Here is a 6455-nt window from a genome sequence, read left to right as displayed (position 1 = left end):
TAAAAATGGCCAAATCCATAGCTTAGCTATGAATTTGACCAAAAAGACATTTTTATTATTTAGTTGTCTACTTGACAGGGTTAACTTCATAATAAAAGGAGATAGTGCTTTTTTCTACATAAATTGGCTAAGTACATAGAACATTAAAGTGCCAACATAATTACCAATTACATAACCTAATGTACCTATAATTAGTATAGGACCTACGAGGCTTTGCCACCCTTTTGATATAGCTAGTGCAGCGGCAGTTGTCGGACCACCAGCATTAGCATTACTTGCTAACAACATTTCTTCAATATTAAATTTGAATAACTTACCGAATGATAAAGTAACAGCTAAATTAAATATTAATATAATAGCTACAAAAATAAATAGTAAAGGCGCAGTTTTAATAATAATCGGTATTGATGCTGGTACACCTATTACAACAAAGAAAATATAAATTAAAAATGTCCCAAGTTCATCAGATGCATTTAACTTTTCAAAGAAATTGCTAAATACTGCAACTACTATTAAAGATAAAGTCGTCAATAATAAGAATTGATCCCCTATAATGCCAACTACAATTTCTAAAAAAGGATTTGATTTCGGAACGGCCGACTGTATACACTCTGATAGTTTAAAGCTAACTGCTACTAGTGAAAAAGCAATAGCAATTGAATATGCAATATCCTTTAAACTAATTTCATTTCTTTTCCAATATGCTTCTGCATTGTTTTCATTAGATTCAGCATCACTATTATACAACCTTCTAAAATACTTTTTCACAAATTTTAAATTTGGAATTGTAATCAAGACAATAAAATAAAATGCCATAACACTGTTATCAGCAACAACTGTTGCCGATACAAGTTCCCCAGGTGTTTCGAACTTGGTGCTTAATGCAGCAAAGTTTACACCACCACCTATATAGCTTCCAGTCATCATAGCAGCAATTTTATTAAGCTGTGGTATAAATTGATGCAATAGTAAAAAGCTGACAGCAACCCCTACTACTGTCCCTACAGAACTAATTAAAAATATAAATAATAACCTTCTACTTTCGTTCCATATTTTAAAAATATTAGATCTGAATAATAATAATGGTATAGCAAGTGGAATAACGTAATCCCAAACTTGGTCATACACTGGAGATTCAATCGGAATAATGTTTAAATTAGATAAAATCATAGCACCAATTAACGCGATTATAGCGCCAGTAATTTTAGAAGCAAAATCATATTTTTGTTCTAAAAAGATACTTAAAGCAGCTATACTTACTAAAATAGCCCATAAAATCCATGTTTCATCTTTATTAATAAAAGCAAAGACCATCATATTCCCCACCCCTTTAATTATATGTATACTTATTATGACATAAATAAAAGAGAGTGAGACTGCGAAATCTCTTTTTCTAAAAAGTTTTCGCAGTTCTGCTATGCTGGAAAACGTAACTAGTATTTAAAAAAGGATTATTATAGCGCTAACGTGCTTGTCTGTGAAGTCTTGCCCGTTAGAAAATGTAACGAGCATGTTTAAAATTTCTAGCACGTTAGCTGTTGATTTCGTACAAAATTTAAGTGGAATTAATATAAATCAAAGATTTTTATAGCGCTAACGTGCTTGTCTATGAAGTCTTGCCCGTTAGAAAATGCAACGAGCTTGTTTAAAATTTCTAGCACGTTAGCCGTTGATTTCGTATAAAATTTAAGTGGAACTAATATAAATCAAAACTTTTTATAGCGCTAACGTGCTTGTTTTTGAAGTCTTGCCCGCTAGAAAATGTAACGAGCTTGTCTATGAAGTCTAGCACGTTAGCTGTTAAGCCTCACATATAAATTAAAGTATTACATAAGCTCATCTAATATAAAAAATCCGAGACAAGTTTATGTCTCGGATTTTTTTCTTTAACTATATTCAATTGGAGCTTGATTTTTAACTTTACCTATAATGAATCCAATGATATAACCTACTATTGCAAAAGGAATCCATTCCATCTGATATTGAGCTAGAGGCAATTCTTGCATAAATGCGATATTGATAACCCCATTACTATTAAATACAGAAATGAATGAAATAATTGTTACTAAAGCAACAGCCAATTGTTGTGCAATTGGTGGTGTCTTAACGTATTTACCTAATAGTATTAATAATACAGATGTAATAGCTATTGGATATAATACTAACAATACTGGTAATGAACCTTGGATAACTGTAGTTAAACCTTGGTTTGAAATAATGAAACTGACTAAAGTGAAAATAGTAACAAACCATTTGTATGAAATTTTTGGTAAAATTTCATGGAAGAATTCACTAACAGATACAATCAATCCTGTAGCTGTTGTTAAACAAGCTAATGCTACAATAATACCAATTAAATACTTACCGAATTCACCAAATGATACTTGAGCGGCAGTTGTTAATAGATACGTACCAATATTTTGACCATTATCATTTAATTCTTTCAATGTTGCATCTGAAATGTTCATATGATTTCCGATCCAACCTAAAGAAATATAGATAAATCCTAGCGCAATTGCAGCAATTACACCTGCCAAAATAGTTTGTTTAAATAATCCCGTTTCTCTTGTAACACCTTTACTCTTAATTGCTGTAATAACAATCATAGAGAATGCAATAGCAGCGATCGCGTCCATCGTTAAGTAGCCTTCAACGAACCCTTTACCAAAACTAGTAGCACCACTACTGTAAACTTCCATTTCTCCAGGAACGACAGGTTCTCCACCTATGCTGAAGAAAGCTTTAATGATTAGTAAAACAATTGAAATAAGTAGTACTGGTGTTAAAACAGCACCTACTTTATCTACCATTTTACTTGAGTTGAAACTTAAGTAAAATACGATAGCAAAGTAAACTAATGAGAAAATAAATAATGCCATTGAACTATTTGTGTCGAAAATTGGCGTGATACCCATTTCAAAAGATGTTGCTGCTGTACGCGGTATAGCGAACAACGGCCCAATAGTTAACGAAATAGCAACAAGTAATACGACAGCAAATACTGGATGAATTTTACCTAAAGAAGCTCTATATCCTTTATCTTCAATAGAACCGGCAATAACACCGATAAGTGGTAAGCCAATCCCTGTAATTACAAATCCAAAAATAGCTGGCCAGAAAAATTGACCGCTCGATAAACCTAGCGCAGGAGGAAAGATTAAATTACCTGCTCCAAAAAATATCGCAAATAACATAAAGCCTACTACAAAAATATTCTTATTCATATGTTAAACTCCTTTTACAACTTACAATAATTTATATTTTATCATTGGAATTAGGTTTCGTCCATATGAAATTTCTGAAAATTATAAATATATTTTAACTTATTACAACGTTTATTAAATAGACTGCAATAGTAATTTTTTTAGTAGTGGTGATAATTGAGCAGGTAAATTCTCAACACCTTCTACAAATAAGCTTTGTCTACCATAAATATTATGAACTGTATTTCTTATACTCTCATCAATAGTGTCTTGATTTAAAAATACATTAAATACGTAAACGCCTTGCTTATCTGCTTCTATAACAGCTTCGTGAGTATCAATAATACCATCCTCTGCATAATCAAATGCAGAAGGTTCACCGTCAGAAAATACAATTAAAAACTTCTGTTCTTCTGATCTTTGTAGTAATTGTTGTGTTGCAACCCGTAAAGCTACCCCATCTCTATTATCATCTTGAGGTTCAAGTGTCATAATTCTTGCATCATTTTGTTTCATTGTAGATTCGTTATATAAAATGATTTCATCAATTGTGTTCGGTTGGTTAAATTTATCTGCTTCGAAAGCATCTTCACTAAAGCCAAGTATTTCATGTTTAATATCTAGATTTTTTAATGTTTCATGGAATAGTACTACACCTTTTTTAGTTTCTTCCATTTTGTCATGCATACTAGCTGAAGCATCAACTAAAAGTGTAAATGTAGCATCTAATTTTCTACTAAATGCATCTTTTTTGAAGAATAATTTGTATTGGTCATCTATAAACCAATTAAGTAAATTCTTTTGTAATCTACCTTTAGTTAAATTTTCTCTAACGTCACTATATTGATGATTCATTGATTTTTGGATAATACTTGTTAAATCTTTAATTTCAAATTGAACACTTTCAACTGCTCTTTTATATGCTTCAACATCTTCAGGAGAAATTTCTGGTTTGTTAAATGTTAATGAAACATTCTTGTTTACACCTTTTAATTGGTAAGGATTATTATTGCCTTGAGACCCACCTTCTTCGTCATCAATCGTATCGTTAGATCCTTTACCTTTTTTCTCCATCATATTAGTCATATCATCTGAAGCATCGCCTTCTCGCTCATTATCTGTCAGCACATCGCTATTTTCACCTTCATGAAGCTCCATTTCTAAATAATGATCGCTATCAGATTGACTATCGGCTGTTTTAGTTTCAGCATCTTCAGTTACGATGTCCTCTTCGTCATGCACAGTTTCGCTACTATCGTCCGTTTGTGCAGCATCTTGACGCTTAATATCCTCAAGTGTCCATTCTTCCTCGTAAGACGCGTATATGCGCTCAGGAAGATGATAGTATTGGTTCAGCATATCTTCTTTTAATAAATAATCAACGAGCACCATTATGCTTACTGCTAAGTCGTAACTGTCTTCTGAAGTTTTTAAATTGAAAATTTGCGTTAAGCGATTGAAAACTTGAACGAGGGCATCATCAAATTCTTCAGTAATACTAATGTTATTAATGAAGTTTTCGTTTAAGATAGCATGTTCAATCGTTAGAAATAGCAAATCAGTATATGTTGTTTTCGTTTGATAAACTTGTATTTGGCTATTGTTTTGTCTTTTCTTAACGTTTAAGCGTTTATTAAACAGCTTTTTAGTAACTGGTCTAGTGTCCATGATGATACTAGATAATCTATATTCTTCAATTAGCATAAATAATTGCTTGAAAAAATCCATATGGTCAAACGTTTCATCTAATACTTCTTGGTAAATAGAGGGGTCTGTATGTTTGAAGCCAATCGTATCTAACATAATATCAGATTTTAATCCTGCATTTGTGATATCTTCTGGTCGATGTAACCAGTTGAAACTCACATTGCATATATTATGAATGGGATCATAATGTTGGAATTTTTGGAATGCAACTTTTACATTTGGATCTTCAAGTAATAATTTTGCTAAGTCAGTTAACATCATGATTTGTTGTGCATCGATTTGTTCATCATTGAATAATATAAAACGATCACTCATGTTATTCTCCTTACTCGAAAATTAATTCTATTGCATTTTGTATTGCTTGTTGTTCTCTTTCGTCATCAATTTTATCTATAATAGCGCGTTTAATCGCTCTTCTAACTGGTATAACGGTAGCTAAGTCTGCAAGGTCTAACAACGCTCTTATACTCGCTGATTCTTCTGAGATTTGTCCTTGGCTAGACATGACTCTCAAATCTTTATTGAATTGGATAATTGAATCGATAAGTTCTTCATCGTTTAATTGACTTTGTTCTTTGATGATAGTCTTAAGTGTTTCTCCATCAATGTAGTCTATATCTAATACGACGAATCTATTTTTTAAAGCTTCGTTCATTGGTAATGTTCCAATATAACCTACGTTAATTGCAGCAATAACAGAAAAACCTTCTTTAGCTACGATAACTTCTCCTGTAAATGGATTAGTTAATGCTCTTCTGAAGTCTAATACTCCGTTTAAAATTGGTAACGTCTCAGGCTTCGCCATATTGATTTCATCAATGTATAATAATTCGCCATTCTTCATTGCTTTAATAACTGGTCCATCAATAAATACAATTTCTTGGTGACCTTGTTCATTTGTTTCGATTGTTTTAAAACCAAGTAAACTTTCAGCATCTAAGTCTACAGAACAGTTTACAGAATGCATCGGTTTATTAATGTCTTGTGCGATTGTTTCAGCTAATTTCGTTTTACCAGAACCTGTTGGCCCTTTTAGTAAAATATTTTTATTTAATTTAATCATTGATAAAGCATCTTCATATATTGTTTCATCATTGTTAATGTATTTGTTTAATTTGCTCATTGTGTACTCCTTTATATACTAATAATAAACTTAAAAAGGGAGTGGAACAGGAATCATCTCATTTTTGAAAGGATTTCATTGTACCACCCCAGCATGGAGGACTAGGATAGAAGCGTGATTTCAATCCTAGTCAACTATTGCTAATATAGTCAATGAGGTTGAGACAATTAAATTGTCCCAACCTCTGGTTTGTTTTTAATTCAATCTTTATAGTTCTTTAAAATAAGTTTTGAAATATCCACCAACATGCCCAGAATTATCTATAATTTGATAATATTCTTCTGTTTCATTCACGACATCATAAACTTTTCCTACTGTTAACATATCGGATACTTTAAATTTTTCAGCATCAGTATGAACGACTTCTACCTTTTTTATAACGTGATTTTCTTTCCAAGTTTCATGTAACATAAATAAACGCT

At 31.8% G+C, this 6455-nt stretch carries 5 protein-coding genes; all 5 read right to left on the bottom strand.

The features are described 5' to 3' along the window. Nucleotides 1-114: 114 nt before the first annotated feature. Entirely contained in the window at nt 115-1317 is a 1203-nt protein-coding gene (locus LQ682_RS13470) for a DUF819 family protein (protein ID WP_103269602.1), read from the bottom strand. A gap of 569 nt (nt 1318-1886) precedes the next feature. After that, a complete protein-coding gene (gene brnQ, locus LQ682_RS13465) occupies nt 1887-3224 on the bottom strand; it encodes a branched-chain amino acid transport system II carrier protein (RefSeq protein WP_016999786.1) in 1338 nt (445 codons plus the stop codon). A 114-nt stretch (nt 3225-3338) separates the two neighbouring features. Continuing rightward, entirely contained in the window at nt 3339-5225 is a 1887-nt protein-coding gene (locus LQ682_RS13460; protein ID WP_239724573.1) for a vWA domain-containing protein, read from the bottom strand. Nucleotides 5226-5235: 10 nt separating this feature from the next. Continuing rightward, entirely contained in the window at nt 5236-6033 is a 798-nt protein-coding gene (locus LQ682_RS13455; RefSeq protein WP_016999788.1) for an ATP-binding protein, read from the bottom strand. 207 nt (nt 6034-6240) lie between these two features. Continuing rightward, entirely contained in the window at nt 6241-6444 is a 204-nt protein-coding gene (locus LQ682_RS13450; protein ID WP_016999789.1) for a DUF6501 family protein, read from the bottom strand. Between the last annotated feature and the right edge of the window lie 11 nt (nt 6445-6455).

It is taken from the genome of Mammaliicoccus sp. A-M4 (genome assembly GCF_022386955.1).
Taxonomy (GTDB): domain Bacteria; phylum Bacillota; class Bacilli; order Staphylococcales; family Staphylococcaceae; genus Mammaliicoccus; species Mammaliicoccus lentus.
This window is presented reverse-complemented; position numbering and strand designations above follow the sequence as displayed.